General features: G+C 41.1%; 14 protein-coding genes. 3 read left to right on the forward strand and 11 right to left on the reverse strand.

Annotated elements, in window-relative coordinates; translation table 11 throughout:
- Window positions 1-19: 19 nt before the first annotated feature.
- Both H5157_RS18325 and H5157_RS18330 read right to left on the reverse strand, forming a co-directional pair.
- A complete protein-coding gene (locus H5157_RS18325; RefSeq protein WP_182725230.1) occupies window positions 20-1,327 on the reverse strand; it encodes a DASH family cryptochrome in 1,308 nt (435 codons plus the stop codon).
- Between the two features lie 119 nt (window positions 1,328-1,446).
- Window positions 1,447-3,174, reverse strand: a complete 1,728-nt coding sequence (locus H5157_RS18330) for a DUF885 family protein (RefSeq protein ID WP_182725231.1) — start codon at window positions 3,172-3,174, stop codon at window positions 1,447-1,449.
- Between the two features lie 226 nt (window positions 3,175-3,400).
- Between H5157_RS18330 and H5157_RS18335 the strand changes: the two genes are divergently transcribed.
- Both H5157_RS18335 and H5157_RS18340 read left to right on the forward strand, forming a co-directional pair.
- A complete protein-coding gene (locus H5157_RS18335) occupies window positions 3,401-3,988 on the forward strand; it encodes a DUF4202 domain-containing protein (RefSeq protein WP_182725232.1) in 588 nt (195 codons plus the stop codon).
- Window positions 3,989-4,015: 27 nt separating this feature from the next.
- Window positions 4,016-4,519: a zf-TFIIB domain-containing protein gene (locus H5157_RS18340; protein WP_024597861.1), complete on the forward strand. Its 504-nt coding sequence runs from the start codon at window positions 4,016-4,018 to the stop codon at window positions 4,517-4,519.
- A 60-nt stretch (window positions 4,520-4,579) separates the two neighbouring features.
- Here the strand turns inward: H5157_RS18340 and der are convergent, their stop codons facing one another.
- The 9 genes from der to ndk all read right to left on the reverse strand — a co-directional run bounded on the left by der (window position 4,580) and on the right by ndk (window position 15,070).
- Window positions 4,580-6,046, reverse strand: coding sequence for a ribosome biogenesis GTPase Der (gene der / locus H5157_RS18345; protein WP_024597862.1), 1,467 nt, complete (start codon window positions 6,044-6,046; stop codon window positions 4,580-4,582).
- 93 nt (window positions 6,047-6,139) lie between these two features.
- Entirely contained in the window at window positions 6,140-7,318 is a 1,179-nt protein-coding gene (bamB, locus tag H5157_RS18350; RefSeq protein WP_002961301.1) for an outer membrane protein assembly factor BamB, read from the reverse strand.
- Between the two features lie 10 nt (window positions 7,319-7,328).
- A complete protein-coding gene (locus H5157_RS18355) occupies window positions 7,329-7,949 on the reverse strand; it encodes a tetratricopeptide repeat protein (RefSeq protein ID WP_002961300.1) in 621 nt (206 codons plus the stop codon).
- A gap of 19 nt (window positions 7,950-7,968) precedes the next feature.
- Window positions 7,969-9,249, reverse strand: coding sequence for a histidine--tRNA ligase (gene hisS / locus H5157_RS18360; RefSeq protein WP_008168943.1), 1,281 nt, complete (start codon window positions 9,247-9,249; stop codon window positions 7,969-7,971).
- A gap of 136 nt (window positions 9,250-9,385) precedes the next feature.
- The gene (gene ispG, locus H5157_RS18365) at window positions 9,386-10,504 is read right to left on the reverse strand and encodes a flavodoxin-dependent (E)-4-hydroxy-3-methylbut-2-enyl-diphosphate synthase (protein ID WP_154904108.1); all 1,119 of its coding nucleotides are present in this window, start codon (window positions 10,502-10,504) and stop codon (window positions 9,386-9,388) included.
- A 5-nt stretch (window positions 10,505-10,509) separates the two neighbouring features.
- On the reverse strand, window positions 10,510-11,376 hold the full coding sequence (locus H5157_RS18370; protein ID WP_002961292.1) for a RodZ domain-containing protein: 867 nt from the start codon (window positions 11,374-11,376) through the stop codon (window positions 10,510-10,512).
- Window positions 11,373-13,211 carry a type IV pilus biogenesis/stability protein PilW gene (gene pilW / locus H5157_RS18375; protein WP_182725233.1) on the reverse strand — a complete coding sequence of 613 codons (1,839 nt, stop codon included), beginning with the start codon at window positions 13,209-13,211 and terminating at the stop codon, window positions 11,373-11,375. The genes H5157_RS18370 and pilW overlap by 4 nt, the downstream gene beginning before the upstream one ends.
- A gap of 126 nt (window positions 13,212-13,337) precedes the next feature.
- Window positions 13,338-14,468, reverse strand: a complete 1,131-nt coding sequence (locus tag H5157_RS18380) for a bifunctional tRNA (adenosine(37)-C2)-methyltransferase TrmG/ribosomal RNA large subunit methyltransferase RlmN (RefSeq protein ID WP_002961289.1) — start codon at window positions 14,466-14,468, stop codon at window positions 13,338-13,340.
- A 170-nt stretch (window positions 14,469-14,638) separates the two neighbouring features.
- Entirely contained in the window at window positions 14,639-15,070 is a 432-nt protein-coding gene (gene ndk / locus H5157_RS18385; RefSeq protein WP_002961288.1) for a nucleoside-diphosphate kinase, read from the reverse strand.
- A gap of 275 nt (window positions 15,071-15,345) precedes the next feature.
- On the opposite strand from ndk, the gene yegQ reads away from it, so the two are divergent.
- Entirely contained in the window at window positions 15,346-16,731 is a 1,386-nt protein-coding gene (yegQ, locus tag H5157_RS18390) for a tRNA 5-hydroxyuridine modification protein YegQ (RefSeq protein ID WP_182725234.1), read from the forward strand.
- Window positions 16,732-16,774 lie beyond the last annotated feature (43 nt).

Raw genomic sequence — 16,774 nt, forward strand, 5'->3', positions numbered from 1 at the left:
GTAAAAGTTGATTGGCGGCTTAAATTGGCCAATCAACTTCGTTTAAGGTATCCAGCTGCGTGCTGGTATTTTCATTGCCTTGCCATTTATTAGTGTAAACAGTGTGCGGGTCAAACTGTAACGTTTGTTTTTCAATATTAAAGTGCCTACCACCACGCGGATCTACGCCTACACCTGCTATATATTGCCAATTACCCCAATTAGCGGCTACATCGTAATCAATTAATTGTTGTTCAAAATATGCTGCGCCATAGCGCCAATCAAGGCCAAGCTCGTTCACTAAGCAGCTGGCTGCAATTTGCCTTGCTCTATTTGATATATAACCCGTAGCGTTAAGCTCATTCATAATGGCATTGACTAATGGGTAGGGTGTTGAGCCATTACACCACGTAGCAAAGCGGTTTGGCATAAATGTAGTAAGGGGTTTTGTTTGCTTTTGGCCTTTAAAGCTAAACAGGCTTTTACCTGCCTTAAGTGCATGCCATTTAAAATACTCTCGCCATAGCAATTCAAATTTAATCCAGTAGGTAGACTCGTTTGTTATTTGGTTATGTTCGTACGCCTCAACTGCTTTATAAACTTGCCGCGCACTTACACAACCAAAAGCAAGCCAGGTACTAAATTTTGTGGTGTTATTAAAGCCATCAAGCTCGTTTCGAGTTATTTTATAAGTACTTGGTAGTAAACCTGAAAAGTATTGTTTTAAATGTGTTTGCGCACTTTTAAACCCGCCATGCATTACGCCATTATTTGCTATACGCTCTAAAGGTTTTTTAGCGCACAAGGTTATTGGCTGAGGGAGCAAACCGTTTGGTAATGTTGAAAGTGAAATGGGGCTAGTGGCGGCCTCTACCTTTTTACGAAACGGGGTAAAGTGTTTAGGTAATTCGTTTAAATCAAAGGGGAGGTCACTTTGCTTAAAGAGCGTGTCTTGCTGCGACCCTGTAAATTTAGTATTAGGGCAATGTGCTTTGAGTAAGTTTATTTGGCGTTGCTCGTACAGGCCAAATTGCTCGCTGTATACAACTTTATCTATATTTTGCTCATTAATACGCGCTTTCAAAAGCGATACAGGTTCGCCTTCAAGCACATGCAGGGTTTGCCCGCGCTCAATAAGTGCTTGTTGTAGTTCGTACAAGCATTGCATTAAAAACTGCTGTTTGTGCACGCCATATGGCTTTTGTTGATAGTTATTATTTTTAAACCAGTGCGGGTTTATAACAAATACAATATCAAGCGCGCATTGCTCAGTAGCAAGTTCGCTTAAAATAGGGTTGTCGTCTATTCGTAAATCGTTTTGTAGCCAATATAAAATACGTTTGCTCATAGGTTTGCTCAGGTTTTTAAACTCTAGAGCTTTACGAAGCAAAAGCGGGTAGGGATTAGTTTTGAGGTGTTTAAGAGGGTTTTAAAAAGAGGCGGCAAATAATACCGCCTCCTTTAATGTTAAATAGCCGATTTTTGTTTTTCTATCCAATCGTTTATTACGTCTTCTAATACTTCCATAGGCAGCGAGCCTTGGCCTATAACAGTGTCGTGAAAGCTGCGAATATCAAACTTAGCACCTAGTTCTTTTTCGGCTTTTGCACGCAGTTCGCGTATTTTTATTTCGCCCATTTTGTACGAAAGCGCTTGGCCTGGCCATGATATATAACGATCTATTTGATCCTCCACCGCGCTTTGTGGCAAAGCAGTGTGATCTGCCAAGTAGTCAATAGCCTTTTGGCGGCTCCAACCAAAGGCATGAATACCGGTATCAACAACAAGTCTTACTGCACGCCACATTTCGTAGCCTAAACGACCAAAGTCGCTGTACGGGCTTTGATAAAAGCCGGCTTCTTTACCTAAGCGCTCTGTGTATAGTGCCCAACCTTCGCCAAATGCAGAGTGGCTAAGTGTGCGTCTAAATTCGGGTACATTTAACTCCATAGCAATAGCGTTTTGTAAATGATGCCCTGGTATTGCCTCATGTAAGCTAAGTGCTTCTAAATTATATAAAGGCTGTAGTTTAGGTGTTGAGGCTAAAAAATAAGTGCCGGGGGAACGGTTATCAGCAGGTGGCATATAAAACGCGCCGCGACTCGCTGAGCCTTTAATAGTAAAGGTATTACGCGGTAAATGATTAAAGTAGGTTGGTAACTTGCCATACATTTTTTGCGTAATAAAAGCGGTTTTTTCTAGCAGGTCTTGCGCGTCTGTTGCGTAAAATTGCTTATCGGTCGCTAAAAATTCTAAAAAATCGCTGTATGTGCCATCAAAACCTACTTCATCAATAATGTTTTGCATTTGCGTTTTTATACGCGCGACTTCTTTTAAGCCTAGTTCGTGTATTTGCTTTGGCGTGGCGTCTGTTGTGGTGTAGTAATTAACTGCATATTTGTAATACTCAAGCCCGCCTTTAACGCTTGAAATACCCGGCTGCACTCTACAGTTAGGCATGTAATCGTTCTCAAAAAAGTCGTAAAAATGCTGATAAGCAGGTACTACTTTTGAGCTGATTAAGGCCTTAGCTTTGTTTTGGTATGTAGATTTTTGCTCTGCTGTAAACGTGTTTGGTATACGTGTAAAGGGCTCGTAAAGGGCACTGTTTTCAGGTTGCTTAACAATATGCGCGCTAATGCTTTGGCTGTAATTTTCAAAGGTTTTGCAGTAATGAGTAAAGCCTGTTTTTATACCCTCTTTCATTAAATCAATATTTTGCTGATTAAAGCGAGGGTAGTCGGCAAGGCTGATTAAAAATGCGTTGTAATCGTCGGGTGTTAAAAATGCCATGTTAGCGGGGGCTTCGGCAAAATAAGTATGCCAGCCACTTAAAAAATTAACCGGAAAATACTTATCTTGAAAAAGGTAACTTTGCTGCTCGGTTTTTCGCTCATATTTAAATAAGCGGTAGTTCATTAGCTGCTCGTTGTTGAGCGTTTTTGGGTCAATGCTGGCTAAGCTTTTTAGTACGCTGTTGTTATAAGCTTGGCGCTTTGCAATGGCTTGCTCGCTCCAATTTGGCAATGTACCGTTTGGCTTCCAGCCGTCTGGGTCGGTACGAAAAAATATTTTTTCAGCTTTGGCGTTTTGCCAGTGGTTATCAATAATGGTTTTTAAATCAGTGTTAGTGTCGGCTAAGCTTGGTAGCGATGCAACCGCTAAGCATATAGCTAGAATACTTTTTTTAAACATAGTCATCCGTTATTGGCGAGTTAGTTATTATTTATCGCGCTTTTTATTTTAATTTGTGCTCAATATAGTACCAAGTTAACTTAATCAATGCGCTTACTTTTATAACCTGTAACTCTTGGTTTTACTTTTTGATTGAACAAATTTCACTGCGTAACTGATTGGCGTACTAGTTTATTGTTTTATCAGCGTTTAGAATGACTAAAACTTATTATAAAAAATGATCGTCATGTTTAATAAAGTAATTACCTTAATTGATGAAGCAAACGACCAAGACCCTAATACTGAGCAGCACAATGGACAAAGCTTTCCAAAAGAAAGTTTATACGCCTTGCGCATGAGCGAAATGTTAATTCGTTTTAAACCAGATGCCGATGAACTCATGCAAATTGCAGTGCGTGCACAGCATATTCAGCGTTGGAAGTCGCCACGTAGTGATTTTGAAATGAACAAACAGGGCTATCATCAGTGGCGCAGTGCACTTTATATATTTCATGCTAGCAGCGTGGTTGCGCTCATGAAGCAAGCTGGTTACGATGAAGCTGAGCAAAACCGAGTGTACGATGCGGTCGCTAAAAAAAATATTAAACGTAACCCAGACAGCCAATTAGTAGAAGATGTAGCAAGCCTTGTATTTATTGAACATTATATGCTTGGGTTTGCCAATGCAAAACCAGATTACAATGAAGAAAAATGGATTGGTATTATTCGCCGTACATGGCAAAAAATGTCAGATGACGCGCATGAGTTTGTACTTGCAGGTAATATTACATTGCCCGGCCCGCTTGTTGGGCTTATTCATAAAGCACTTGAGTAAAAGAAAATAAATAAAAAGGAATTTTAAATGTATTGTCCTCGTAGTAATACGCCACTTGAACCTTTACTTGTTGGCGGGATTACTGTTTTTACGTCAGCGCAAGGCGGCGTATTTTTTGATAACAGCCAAATTTTTAAGTTTAGCTCGCCGGAGTTAAAGCATGGTCAGGTTTTACTTAAGTATTTGAGTAATTATACCGAAGGTGAGGGCGAAGTCTCATCGCGAGTAAATTGCCCTAAATGCCCAAGTATTGTGATGATGCGCCGGTATTTTTCGCCGCTCAAAGTGGTTGAGATAGACGAATGCCCTGGTTGTGCAGGCATATGGCTTGATAGCGGCGAGCTGGCAAAAATACACGAAAACCATTTAACCCCCCGAGAGCGTAAGCTGTTAGCCCACGAAATGGCGACCAATCATGGGTTTATAACTATTAAGCCGCCAAAATCAAAGTATTACCCCAAAGCGCCTAAAAATGTTCAAGACACGACAGTTGAGCGGCTGGTGCAATTAGCATTACTTAATTTTCAGTAATAAAAAACGGCGTACTAAAAAGTACGCCGTTTTTCTGTAATAGATTAACGCTTATGCAGTTTATTTATTACGGTTTTCTTTTGCAAACGCACGTATTTTACGTTTTTGCGAAAGCGTTACTTTATTAGTACGCCCTGCAAATGGGTTATCACCTTCTCTAAATTCAATTTTGATTGGGGTGCCCATAATTTTAAGTGCTTTACGGTAGTAGTTCATAAGGTAGCGTTTGTAGCTATCTGGTAAATCGTGAACTTGGTTACCATGAATTACGATACGTGGCGGGTTATAACCACCGGCATGCGCATATTTGAGCTTAACACGACGACCACGAACAAGTGGCGGCTGGTGATCGGCTTGAGCCATGTCCATAATACGGCGAAGCATTGCGGTGCTAATACGCTTAGTTGCTGACTCGTACGCTTCATCAACCGATTCAAATAAATGACCAACACCTGTACCGTGAAGTGCAGATATAAAGTGTAAGCGTGCAAAGTCAATAAAGCCTAAACGGCGATCAAGCTCTGTTTTAATACGATCTTTAACGTAGTCGTCAAGGCCATCCCATTTATTAACGGCAATAACCAGCGAACGACCTGAGTTAAGCGCAAAACCTAATAAGCTTAAGTCTTGATCAGAAATACCATCGCGCGCATCCACAACAAGTAAAACCACGTTACAATCTTCGATTGCTTGAAGTGTTTTAATTACTGAGAACTTTTCAACTACGTCACTTACTTTTTTACGCTTACGAACACCGGCTGTGTCAATTAACACATACTCTTTGTCGTTACGCGTCATTGGAATATAAATAGAATCGCGCGTTGTACCTGGCATATCATATACAATTACACGATCTTCACCCAATATACGGTTTGTAAGTGTTGACTTACCAACGTTAGGGCGACCAATAATAGCAAGCTTTACAGGTTTGTCAGCAAACGCTTGATGATCGGTATCATCACCTTCGCCTTCTTCGTAAAGGTCGATTAATTCTTCGTCATCACCTGTTACTTCTTCATCTTGAGCAGCTAGTTCAGCAATAAGCGGCTGAAGTGTTTGTTCAAGTAATAGGGTAATACCACGGCCATGTGCAGCTGCAATGTGATGTATTTCACCTAATGATAATTGGTAAAATTCAGCACAGTTTGAATCTGCATCAATGCCGTCGGTTTTATTGGCAACAACAAAGCACTTTTTCTCTTGTTTACGCAAGTGATTAGCAATGGCTTGGTCAGCTACGGTCATACCTACACGAGCATCTACTAAAAACAGAACAATGTCGGCTTCTTCAATGGCTAGCAGAGATTGATCTGCCATTTCGATTTCGATGCCTTCTTCTGAGCCATCAATACCGCCCGTGTCTACCACGATAAATTCATAGCCATCGTAACTAGCTTGGCCATATTTTCTATCTCGTGTTAAACCTGGAAAATCGGCTACGAGTGCATCACGAGTACGTGTTAAACGGTTAAATAATGTGGACTTGCCCACATTGGGTCGCCCAACTAGAGCGATCACGGGAAGCATAAACTACCTCTTTAAAAAACAACAAAAGGCTTCGCAGTGCGAAGCCTTACAAAAAACAATTAACTATTAGCAGGTTATACTAATAGCAGTCAGTTAGTTTGGTATTTTTACCATACTAACTTCACCATCACGGGTGTATAAAATTAGCTTATCGTCGGCAACAACTGGCTCAACAAAAAAGCCTGAGCTGTCAAAGTCTTCTCGAGATACTAGCTCGCCAGTTTCTTTATTTAGCCAATGTAGGTTACCTTCTTGGTCGCCTAAAGCTAAGTGGCTACCTGCAACTGCAGGGCCTGTTAGGTACCAACCACGTAGAGCGGGTTGGCTCCAACGTTCAATACCTGAATTTTTATCTAATGCGTAAATAACACCATCGCTATCTACTAAATAAATTGTTTGTGCATCCATCGCAATTTCGCGGTAGCTGCTGTACTCACGTTTCCAAACTACGTTGCCAGAGCGAATATCTACAGCAGCTAAGTTGCCGTTGTAAGCTATAGCGTAAGCGTATGGACCGCTAATAAGCGGTTGAGTGTCTACATCAACTAGGCGTTCAAATTCTGATGCGCCTTTAGCAACCGCAATTTCTGCGCTCCATGCTGAGTAACCACTGTCTGAAATTAAAACGCTTAGCTTGCCTGTTTCAAGGCCTACTAATACACCACCGTTAGCAACAGTTGGCGAGCTTTGTCCGCGTAATGTTAGTGGTGGAACTTCTTGTTCAAAACTCCAACGCTCTTCGCCCGTATCTGGGTGAAGGGCTAACAATTTACCAGAGCCTAAATTTACAAATATTAAGCCATCGCCTGCTGTCGGTTTAGACAGTGATTCGCCTGGTACATTCTTACGCCAAACTTCTTCACCGGTTTCGCGATCAAGAGCAATAATAAAGCCGTGTTCAGAACCTATATAAATTTTACCATAGGCTTGCAAAATACCACCTGATAATTTTGCATTACCGTTGTCAGCCCATGGCCAAAACGATAAATCTTGGCGTACATCGGTTTCCCACTTGGTATCGCCGTTAGTAAGCGAAAGCGCTTCTACTTGGCCTTCGCGGCTAGCAACATATACAGTATCTTTGTAAACAGCTGGTGTTAAACGAGAAAAGTAATGCTCTACGCCATCACCTACAGATTCTTGCCAAACAACGTCAGTTTCAAATTGGTTTACAATTTCAGGAAGTACTAGTTCATCTTCATCATCACTTGATGAACAACCCATCAGTGTTGCCATACATAGGGCAAGGGCTGCTGTTGTAAATTTTTTCATGCCTAAAACCTTATGCCGCTGGGCTAGTTACTGCTAGGTCATCTAACTTAATTTGTAATAGTGGGTTACTTGTTAATCCACCCGCATCTATTGCTGCTTGGTATGCAGTACGTGCTTGATCTTTGTTACCTTGCTGTGTGTAAATGTCGCCTTTAAGCTCGGCAACGTTTGCATTGAATGCTTCAGGTAATGGTGCATTTAATGTAGTTAATGCATCGTCATAGTTAGTTTGTGCAATTTGAATTCGCGCTAAACGTGTAATCGCAATTGCTTTTAATTCTGTATTTTCAGTATTAGACACTATCCAGCTTAGCTTTTCGCTTGCTACGTCTAATTTTTTTGCTTCTACAGCGTCTTTTGCAGCAACAAATGCAGCAAGTGTTGCGTAGTTTGTATCTTTATTTTCGCTAATAAACGCATCAGCTGAAGATAATACATCATCACTTTCAACAAGCGCTGTATATGAATCTGATGCTTTTTCAGCGGTAGTAATTTGGTTTTGGTTATATGCTTTCCAGCCATATAAGCCACCAAGGCCAACAAGTATGCCTAGTGCAAGTGAAATGCCGTTTTCACGGAAAAAGCGTTTAATGGCTTCTGCTTGTTGTTCTTCTGTTGAATAAATATCCATTCTTACCTCTAATGTTCGCTTAGCCGTTAATAAGCTCAGCTAATAGCGCTTTAGCTTGTTCTAATTCTAATGTGACTTGTTCTTTACGCTCGCGTAAATACTTGATGGTCACAACGCCTTTTTCTAATTCATCTTCACCAATAATCACTGCAACAAGTGCATCGCTTTTATCAGCACGTTTTAATTGTTTTTTAAAGTTGCCGCCGCCCGCATGCACCATAACGCGTAAACCTGGTACGTCTTTACGTAGTTGCGCTGCAATTGCAGGAGCTTGAATGCTTGCTTTGTCGCCCATTGCTGCTAAATATACATCAGCATTACGACGAATGTCACCTACACACTCAAGCGCTTGTAGTAATAACACTAATCGCTCTAGACCCATTGCAAAACCAACTGCTGGCGTTGCTTTGCCGCCAAGCTGTTCAACTAAGCCGTCGTAACGACCACCAGCACATACTGTGCCTTGTGCGCCTAAGCTGTCGGTTACCCATTCAAATACGGTACGGTTGTAGTAGTCTAAACCACGTACTAACTTTTCATTAACCGTATATGAGACGCCAGCAGCGTCTAAACGTTCACATAAATTTTCAAAATGTTCTTTTGATTCAGCGTCTAAGTTTTCAGACAATTTAGGCGCATCAGTTAAAATTGCTTGTACGTCTGGGTTCTTGCTATCAAGTACGCGTAATGGGTTTGAATACATACGACGTTTTGAGTCTTCATCAAGCACATCAATGTGTTGCTCAAGGTAGGCTACTAACGCATCACGGTAATCTGCACGCGCTTCGTTAGAGCCTAAAGAATTTAGCTCTAAACGAACGTGGTCAGTAATACCAAAGGCTTCCCATAGTTGCGCTGTTAATAAAATAACTTCTGCGTCTATGTCGGCTGTGGCAATACCAAATGTTTCTAAGCCAAATTGGTGAAACTGACGGTAACGACCTTTTTGCGGACGTTCGTGACGAAACATTGGACCCATGTACCAAAGGCGTTGTTCTTGGTTATATAGTAAGCCATTTTGGTTGCCAGCACGTACGCATACTGCGGTGCCTTCTGGGCGAAGTGTTAATAAGTCGCCATTGCGATCGGCAAAGGTGTACATTTCTTTTTCTACTATATCGGTAACTTCACCAATAGAGCGTTTAAATAAGTCGGTTGACTCTACAATAGGAAAACGAATTTCTTGATAACCGAACGATGCTACTGTCTCGCGTAAAATGCTTTCTACTTTCTGCCAAACTTGTGTATCGCCCGGCAGACAATCGTTCATACCGCGAACTGCCTGAATTTGTTTTGCCACTGATAAATCCTAAATGCTGTTTATGTGTAATAAAAAATGCTTACACAACAAGAATGCTAAAAATTGACCCGCTATTATAGCGTTCTGGTCATAAAGGTAAACGCCAAACACCGCTGTTTGGCGCTTTATACGGTATTTATTCGACTATTTTAATATCGATAGGTGTTTGCTGCTCTTTTTGAGCAATGAAGTCGCGCACGTAACCTTCAAGCTGGTCAACAATGTTGTTGTTATCAATGCGCGCTTTTTGGCGTTCGCCATTAATATATAAGCCAGAGCGACGGTTTGCACCGGCAAGGCCAATATCACTCACAAGGGCTTCACCTGGGCCGTTTACAACACAACCAATTACCGAAACCGATACAGGCTCAATAATATCTTCAAGGCGCTCTTCTAGCTGGTTCATGGTGCTTACTACATCAAACTCTTGACGAGAACAGCTTGGGCAGGCAATAAAGTTAATACCGCGCGAACGTATGCGCAGCGATTTTAAAATATCAAAACCTACTTTAATTTCTTGAACAGGGTCAGCTGCAAGCGACACTCGCAGTGTATCGCCAATACCTTCGGCAAGTAGCATACCTAAACCTACGGCTGATTTAACCGAGCCAGATCGCATGCCGCCCGCTTCGGTAATACCTAAATGCAGTGGTTGGTCTATTTCTTTAGCGAGTAAGCGATAGGCGCCTACCGCTAAAAATACGTCTGATGCTTTTACCGATATTTTAAATTGGTCAAAATCAAGGCGGCGTAATATATCTACATGGCGCATTGCTGATTCTAATAAGGCTTCAGGTGTAGGCTCGCCGTATTTTTCTTGTAAGTCGCGCTCAAGTGAGCCGCCATTTACACCAATACGAATAGGAATGTTATACTCGCGAGCAGAATCGACCACAGCTCTTATACGCTCTTCGCTACCTATATTACCTGGGTTTATGCGCAGACAATCTACGCCGTACTTTGCCACTTTTAAGGCTATACGGTAATCAAAGTGAATATCGGCTACTAGCGGAATAGTCACTTGTTCTTTAATACTTTTAAACGCTTCAGCTGCGTCCATAGTCGGTACTGATACACGCACTATGTCGGCACCTGCATCTTGTATTGCCTGAATTTGTGCAACGGTTGCATCAACATCCATGGTGTCGGTATTGGTCATTGATTGCACAGCAATAGGGGCGCCGTCACCAATAGGGACGTTACCTACATTGATACGGGTGGATTTTCTGCGTTTAATTGGGGATTCTGAAAACATAGCGACTACTCTGCTAGTGGTAATGTAAATTTGGCTAAACGGTTTTTAGGAAATGCAGAAACATCTACAGGTTCGCCGTTTAAAGTAATGTCTACAGCGTCATGCTTACCAAGCACAACTGAAAAAGGAGGCGTTCCGCTTACGGTCATAATGTAGCCTGCTTTTTTAACGCCGAATGCTATTTTTTCGCCTTCGCCATCGTAAATTTCAACCCAACTTTCGCCGTTAAAGTTCATAACAATTGTACTGCTAGCATCTTCTTGGCTTTCGTTGTTAGATGTAATAGGAGCCGTTTCTGTAACGGCTTCTGAGCTTGTTGATGTTTCAAGCGTATCTTTTGATTCTAATAGTGATTCGTCGTTAATTTCGGCTTGTTGCTGTTGCTGTAAAATACTGGGTTGAGCTGCTTGTCGTTCACTCATTATTGAGTTGGCAACGTTTATTTTACTGGTTTGCTCTTCAATGGGGGTGGCGTTTTGCCAAAACCATAAAGCAGATGAGCCAATAACAATCGCTAAAATTAAATAACTAAAAAACATTAAACGGCTGTCGCTTGCTTCTTTTTCTGTTCGGCGCGAAAAGCTTTGCATATTAGCGGGCTTGGTCGGCTCTGGTGGGGCCGGCATCATTGCTAATATAGGTGCGCTATCGACTTTTAATTCACGGCAATAATTTTTTATATAGCCTTTAACAAAAGTGATAGGGCCTAGTAACGCAAATTCATCATTTTCAAGGCGTTTAATTTGAAGTTCAGACAGCTTTAACGGTGCAGCAATAGTTGCGATGCTAACGTTTGCTTGCTCTCTATGATTTTTTAGTATTTGGCCTACAGTTGGCTGTTCGCTCTGTGTTTGCGTATTTTCTTCATTCATAATGTGTATGAGTCTGGATCCACTAGTAAAAGTCTATGCCCTGGTTTTAATGCTATATCAGGACTTAATTTATTCCATCGCATTAATTCATCAATTAATACATGCCGCTGGGTAGCTATATCGTAAAGGGAATCACCAGCTTTAATTTCGTAATAAATATTAGGATCGTTTAGGTATATTTTACTTCCATTCATTACCCGATCCGACTCTTTTAAACCATTCCATTGCAGAAGTTTTTGTAGTTTAACATTGTATCGCACCGAAATGCTAAATAGGTTTTCGCCAACAGCAATTACATGAAATGGCACGCGTAAAGGCGATACTTTTGGATTAAGCATTGGAAGCTCAGTTTTTTGCACTGCTTCGTAGCTTTTAAATTCAATATCAGCATTATTTTGATAGTTGCTGTTTTCAAAAACGGTTGTATTTTTAGTCGCTTCGTAGAATACCACGTCACTACTGTTTTTTTGATTCGTAACTGCAGGTGCAGAATTACTGTAGTTACTAGTTTGCTGCGAATTAAACTGGCCTGTTTTAGGTGCGCCAAACGAGATTATTGTTACCTCGTCATCGGCTTTAGCCGGTTGTTTTGTTGCTATAACTTCTTTTTGAGGTTCTAAAACAGGTTGCGCTTTTTCAGGCGCTGCTACTATAGAATCTGCAGAGTCGTGCTCAGTAGTAAGTGCAAGCATAACAGCCGATGTATCGGTAGGATTGCTTGGCGCGACGACTTTAGGAGCCTCTTCTTTTTGGGTCGTTACTTGTTTTGCTATTACGGTTGCTTCGTCGGCTTGCGTACTGAGCGTATTTGGCAATGCTTGAGCTTGCTCTTCTCTTGCTATAACTGGATTTACATCTTGGTTATTTGCTGTTGCGAGCTTTTTATCTGTTTTTTGCTCGTTGTTTGTTACCAAGCTTGTTGAACCGTCCTCTGGCGAACGTTTCTTTCTAATAACTTTTATTTTTGGTTTTGAACTAACGTGCGCGCCGCTTGCGTCATTTTTTAGTTCTTTTAACTGCGCTTTACGGTATTTTTCTCGCAGTATTTCAAACTCATTAAAACGTGTTCTTTTCTCTTTTAACGCATAGGCTTCGTTGCTGGTAGAGTAAGTTTGCAAAATAGTGTTGGAAATTTTTTCAGCTTCTTCAATTCTGCCCATTCGGTTTTTTACAAGATAGCTAAGCATTAATGCGCGAGAAGATACTTGACCCGTACTTTCATAGCGTTTTAAAAGTTCACTGGCTTTGTACAAGTCACTTTTAGCGTAATACAGTGCGGCTAAGCTAATTAATGTAGATGTACGCTGAGAGCTGTGATTAAGTGCCTGTTGAAAGTAGCTTTCTGCATTTTCAAAGTCATCAAATTCAATAGCACACAGGGCTAAATTTTCGTAGCTTTCGGCAACGCGAATATAACTTGGTACTTCAATGGCTTTTAAAAATTGATCAGTTGCACGATCGTATTCATCAATACCACATAAAAACACACCGTAGTTATTGAGGGTGTTAGGATCGTCTGGCTTGATTTCAAGTGCTTTTTGGTAGGCTTTATCAGCTAGCGGGTTTTCGCCCACTTGTTGGTAGTAATAAGCAAGAGAGTAATGTACTTCAGGTAGGTCAGGAGCAAATGCTGCTGCACGTTCTAAATTGTATTTGGCTTGAGAATTATTACCCGTTTTTAAATACTGTAGGGCTAAAGCAATTCGTGTTCGTGCTGCGCCAGTATTATTAACTTTATTTTCGACGACGGGTTTATTACTGCCGTTATAACTACTTTCGCTCACACAGCCACTTAGGGCAAGTGTTGATAGTGTTATAGCAAGTATAGATCGCATTACCTTATCTCTTTATTTTTAGTCCATGTCGCCTATCTTACCTAAAAGCTTTACTCTTGCATCATTTATTTAAAAATAAACAACTTAACAGCCTTATATGGTTTATTCATATAAGGCTGTTACAGATTATGCTTGGTGGATATTAACGGCAATCGCATTATCGTCGCGGATTTTCTTTTTAGCTAAACGTTTAGTACGGTCAACTACGTCACCGACTAACTGACCGCAAGCTGCGTCAATATCATCACCGCGAGTACGGCGCACAATACAGGTTACACCTGCAGCTTGTAGTACTTTTGAAAAGCGGTCGATACGGCTATTACTTGAGCGTGTGTACTCGTTACCCGGAAACGGGTTAAACGGAATAAGGTTTACCTTAGACGGTGTGCCTTTTAACGTTTGTACTAATGCATGCGCTTGATCAGTGCTGTCGTTAATGCCATTAAGCATAACGTATTCAACAGTTACGTCTTTATTAGCTTTTGAACCGTCGATATAACGACGACACGCCGCTAAAAACTCTTCAATAGGGTACTTTTTATTAACAGGCACTAAAATATCACGCAGTGCGTTATCGGGTGCGTGAAGAGATATAGCCAGTGCTACGTCAATTTTTTCTTTTAGTAAATCAAGAGCAGGTACAACGCCTGAAGTACTTAATGTTACGCGGCGCTTAGATAAACCAAAGCCCCAATCGTCCATCATTAGTTCCATTGCTGGCACTACGTTTTTAAGATTAAGTAAAGGCTCGCCCATACCCATCATTACAACATTAGTCACTGGGCGCTTTTCGCTATGACCATCAAGGCCTATATCTTTAGCTACACGCCAAACTTGGCCAATAATTTCAGATACTTTTAAGTTACGGTTAAAGCCTTGTTGAGCAGTAGAACAAAAAGTACATTCAAGCGCACAACCTACTTGTGATGATACACATAACGTAGCGCGCTCTTTTTCAGGGATCCAAACGGCTTCTACTTCTTGGCCGCCTTCAAGAATAAGCGCGTACTTAATAGTACCGTCGCTTGCTTGTTGGCGAACTGTTATTTCTGGCGCTACAATTTCGCACTCAGCTTTAAGCTTTTCTTTAAGCTTTTTATTTACGTTAGTCATTTCGTCGAAGTTATCTACGCCAAAATGATAAATCCATTTCATCACCTGGTCACTACGAAACGGCTTTTCACCGAACGATGCAAATAGCTCGCGCATTGCATCTCGGTTTAAATCTAATAAGTTAATCTTTTTTTGCTCGGTCATGAAACAACCTCAATCGGTGACGGTGGAGATAAAAATTTACGAGGACGAATTGTACACAATTCACTCACTTTAATCATTAAGTAAAATATCAAAAAATGCACTTATGAATACTTTGCGTAATGACTAAAAAAGGGCCCGAAAGCCCTTTTCATTTTGTTAACGAATTCGAATTAACGAGTACGTGAACAAAGCTCTTCGTCAGCGAAGAAGTACGCGATTTCGCGAGCAGCAGATTCAACAGCATCAGAACCGTGAACAGCGTTTTCGTCGATGCTATCAGCGTAGTCTGCACGTAAAGTGCCAGCTAGTGCTTCAGCAGGGTTAGTAGCACCCATGATTTCACGGTTTTTAAGAACAGCGTTTTCGCCTTCAAGAACTGTAACCATTACTGGACCAGATGTCATGAAAGATACTAAAGCGCCAAAGAAAGGACGTTCGCTATGTTCTGCGTAGAAACCTTCAGCTTTCTCTTGTGAAAGGTGAACCATTTTAGCTGCAACGATTTTAAGACCAGCAGTTTCGAAACGGTTGTAGATAGCGCCAATGTGGTTTTTAGCAACTGCATCAGGTTTTACGATTGAGAAAGTACGCTCTAAAGCCATCTTTATGCTCCAATAATTTTAAGTAAAAGTGTGAATATTAACGGGCGCGAATTATACGCGTTTTAAGTGAAAAATCCTAATTTTATTAAAAACCAGTTTGATTGCTGTTTTATGATCTCGATCAAATTTAAGTTATTAGCCATATTTATACTGCTGCGCTTGTGTTTATGTATTTTTCAATAACACCAATTTCACTGGATTAATGCTTAATTTTTCAATCAAATTGGTAAAACTCATGCAACTGGTTTAAACCCAGTTCGATGTATGGAGCGCACATGTTACCCGTTATTTCTTCAATGCCTTTTATTCCTGAATTATTATGCCCCGCAGGCAGTTTAAAAAACATGCGCTACGCGTTTGCTTATGGCGCAGATGCGGTTTATGCGGGGCAGCCTCGTTATAGTTTGCGTGTGCGTAATAATGAGTTTGACCTAGAGACCCTGCAAATAGGCATTAGTGAGGCGCATGCGCAAAATAAAAAGTTTTATGTGGTGTCTAATATTGCGCCGCATAACGCGAAAGTAAAATCGTATTTACGTGATATAGAGCCAGTTATTGCGATGCAGCCCGATGCGCTGATTATGTCGGACCCTGGTTTAATTACGCTTGTTCGTGAAAAATGGCCTGCGATGCCCATTCACTTATCAGTACAGGCAAATGCGGTAAATTACGCGAGTGTACAATTTTGGGCAAAGCAGGGGATCGAACGGGTTATTTTATCAAGAGAGCTGTCGCTCGAAGAAATAACCGAAATACGCACACTCTGCTCAGACACCGAACTTGAAGTATTTGTACATGGCGCACTGTGTATGGCGTATTCGGGGCGTTGCTTGCTCTCTGGTTACATAAATAAGCGCGATCCAAATCAAGGCACGTGTACTAATGCATGTCGCTGGGATTACGATGTAAAACCTGGTGTTGAGAACGAAACTGGCGAAATGGTACATAAAATTGACCCCAAACAGATGATTCCTACACTGGGTGAAGGCGCGCCAAGCAACGATGTATTTATTCTAGAGGAACAAGGTCGCCCTGGTGAGTATATGCCTGCGTTTGAGGATGAACACGGCACGTATATTATGAATTCCAAAGATTTACGCGCTGTGCAATACGTAGAGCAGTTAACAAAAATGGGTGTACATAGTTTAAAAATAGAAGGGCGTACTAAGTCATTTTATTATGTGGCGCGCACTGCACAAGTTTATCGTAAAGCAATAGATGATGCGGCTTCTGGTAAACCATTTGATACTAGCTTATTTAAAACATTAGAAAACTTGGCGCATCGTGGTTATACCGAAGGCTTTTTAAAACGCCATGCCCACCAAGATTATCAAAACTATGAATACGGTCACTCTGTATCAACTAAGCAGCAATTTGTGGGTGAAGTACTTGGGCGCTGCGAAAATGGATTAGTTGAAATAGACGTTAAAAATAAATTTTGTACTGGTCACTCTTTAGAGCTTATGACACCACAAGGTAACTTTACTTTTACGCTTGAAGATATGGAAAACAAAAAAGGCGAAAGTATTAGCGATGCTAAAGGCTCCGGTCACATTGTAAAAATCCCGCTAGATAACGGCATTAACTTAGATCACGCTATTTTAATGCGTAATCTTGAGGATCACCAAGATACACGTAATCCATTTAAACAACCTAGTTAGCCTCTTCAGTAACTGCTCAAAGCTATTTTATTACCTTATATAA

The organism is Pseudoalteromonas sp. SG43-3 (assembly GCF_014164385.1).
In the GTDB taxonomy this organism is placed as follows: domain Bacteria; phylum Pseudomonadota; class Gammaproteobacteria; order Enterobacterales; family Alteromonadaceae; genus Pseudoalteromonas; species Pseudoalteromonas distincta.

What these genes read in the sequence shown, in the direction of transcription:
- H5157_RS18325 (WP_182725230.1), bottom strand. Translation starts at nt 1,327, where the DNA reads ATGAGCAAACGTATTTTATATTGGCTACAAAACGATTTACGAATAGAC.
- H5157_RS18330 (WP_182725231.1), bottom strand. Translation starts at nt 3,174, where the DNA reads ATGTTTAAAAAAAGTATTCTAGCTATATGCTTAGCGGTTGCATCGCTA.
- H5157_RS18335 (WP_182725232.1), top strand. Translation starts at nt 3,401, where the DNA reads ATGTTTAATAAAGTAATTACCTTAATTGATGAAGCAAACGACCAAGAC.
- H5157_RS18340 (WP_024597861.1), top strand. Translation starts at nt 4,016, where the DNA reads ATGTATTGTCCTCGTAGTAATACGCCACTTGAACCTTTACTTGTTGGC.
- der (WP_024597862.1), bottom strand. Translation starts at nt 6,046, where the DNA reads ATGCTTCCCGTGATCGCTCTAGTTGGGCGACCCAATGTGGGCAAGTCC.
- bamB (WP_002961301.1), bottom strand. Translation starts at nt 7,318, where the DNA reads ATGAAAAAATTTACAACAGCAGCCCTTGCCCTATGTATGGCAACACTG.
- H5157_RS18355 (WP_002961300.1), bottom strand. Translation starts at nt 7,949, where the DNA reads ATGGATATTTATTCAACAGAAGAACAACAAGCAGAAGCCATTAAACGC.
- ispG (WP_154904108.1), bottom strand. Translation starts at nt 10,504, where the DNA reads ATGTTTTCAGAATCCCCAATTAAACGCAGAAAATCCACCCGTATCAAT.
- H5157_RS18370 (WP_002961292.1), bottom strand. Translation starts at nt 11,376, where the DNA reads ATGAATGAAGAAAATACGCAAACACAGAGCGAACAGCCAACTGTAGGC.
- pilW (WP_182725233.1), bottom strand. Translation starts at nt 13,211, where the DNA reads ATGCGATCTATACTTGCTATAACACTATCAACACTTGCCCTAAGTGGC.
- H5157_RS18380 (WP_002961289.1), bottom strand. Translation starts at nt 14,468, where the DNA reads ATGACCGAGCAAAAAAAGATTAACTTATTAGATTTAAACCGAGATGCA.
- ndk (WP_002961288.1), bottom strand. Translation starts at nt 15,070, where the DNA reads ATGGCTTTAGAGCGTACTTTCTCAATCGTAAAACCTGATGCAGTTGCT.
- yegQ (WP_182725234.1), top strand. Translation starts at nt 15,346, where the DNA reads ATGTTACCCGTTATTTCTTCAATGCCTTTTATTCCTGAATTATTATGC.